The sequence below is a fragment of the Actinomadura sp. K4S16 genome (genome assembly GCF_008327685.1).
In the GTDB taxonomy this organism is placed as follows: domain Bacteria; phylum Actinomycetota; class Actinomycetes; order Streptosporangiales; family Streptosporangiaceae; genus Spirillospora.
Genome location: NZ_BDDE01000002.1, coordinates 1 through 1320, shown reverse-complemented (window position 1 = coordinate 1320; position 1320 = coordinate 1). Strand labels below are relative to the sequence as shown.

Below are 1320 nucleotides of genomic sequence, written 5' to 3'. Positions count from 1 at the left end.
TGAAGCGCCCCGGTTTCGATGGAGGCTCTAGGCTGTGGCTGTGACCTGCAGCTCTGTGTGGTTTTGGGAGTAGTAGAGCGCTTCGTATTCGTCGGGTGGGATATGGCCGATCTCACTGTGCAGTCGGGTGGTGTTGTACCAGTCGACCCACTCGGCGGTGGCCAGCTCGACGCCGGTCAGGTTCTTCCACGGTCCACCAGGTTTGATCAGCTCGGTTTTGTAGAGCCCGATCGCCGACTCCATCAACGCGTTGTCCAGCGCGTCGCCGACGGTGCCGATGGAGGCGTCGATCCCAGCGTCGACCAGATGCGTGGTGAACCGAAAAGAGGTGTATTGGGACCCGGCGTCACTGTGATGGACCAGGCCGGGCCCAACGGGTCGTCCGGCTCGATCGCGTCGCCACAGCGCCATGTCGAGGGCGTCCAGCACCAGCCGGGTCCGCTTGTTGGTCGCCGCTGCCCAGCCGACGACGGCGCGGGAGAAGATGTCGACCACGAACGCGACGTAGACGACGCCGGCCCAGGTGGTCACGTGGGTGAAGTCGGCGACCCAGCGGCGGTTCGGGCTGCCGGCGGTGAAGTCGCGGCGCAGCAGATCGGTGGCCCGCTCATGCCGGTCGTCGCGGATGGTGGTGCGGACCTTGCGGCCGCGGCGGGCACCGTGCAGGCCGAGCTCGCGCATCAGCCTCTCGACCGTGCAGCGCGCCACGGCATGGCCCTCGCGCTGAAGCTGCCGCCAAACCTTTCGAGCGCCATACACCCGGTAGTTGTCCTCGTAGATGCGGGTGATCTCGGGTTTGAGCCACTCGTCACGCACGGCCCGAGTGGAAGCTGGACGTGACTTGGTGGCGTAGTAGGTGGACGGGGCGATCTTGGTGCCGTGCTCGGACAACACCCGGCAGATCGGCTCGACTCCGAACACCTTCTTGAATGCGTCGATGAACGCGATCAGTACCTGTGTGGCCGGTCGAGCTCGGCCGCGAAGAAACCCGCCGCGGCCTTCAGGATCTCGTTCGCCCGGCGCAGCTCGGCGTTCTCGCGCTTGAGCCGCTTGAGCTCCGCCGACTCCTCGGTCGTGATCCCCGGCCGGGCACCGGCGTCAACCTCGGCCCGACGCACCCAGGACCGCACCGTCTCAGCGTGCTTGACGCCCAGCTTGGTCGCGACGGCCTTCATCGCCGACCACTCGCTCGGATAGTCCGGACGCACCTCGGCGACCATCCGAACCGCCCGCCTGCGCAGCTCAGGCGGATAGGGGGACTGACGTGCCATGACTCGATCCTCTCAGGGAATCGAGCCTCCATCCGACCCGGGGCGCTTC

At 66.7% G+C, this 1320-nt stretch carries 1 protein-coding gene; it reads right to left on the bottom strand.

The genetic code is table 11. The annotated features are described in order from the left end of the window. Nucleotides 1-27: 27 nt before the first annotated feature. Nucleotides 28-1271, bottom strand: a protein-coding gene (locus tag K4S16_RS00015; protein WP_235036471.1) for an IS3 family transposase whose coding sequence is annotated in 2 segments (ribosomal slippage) — nucleotides 28-989 and nucleotides 989-1271 — 1245 coding nt in all. Because the reading frame shifts where the segments join, the coding sequence is not laid out codon by codon here. Between the last annotated feature and the right edge of the window lie 49 nt (nucleotides 1272-1320).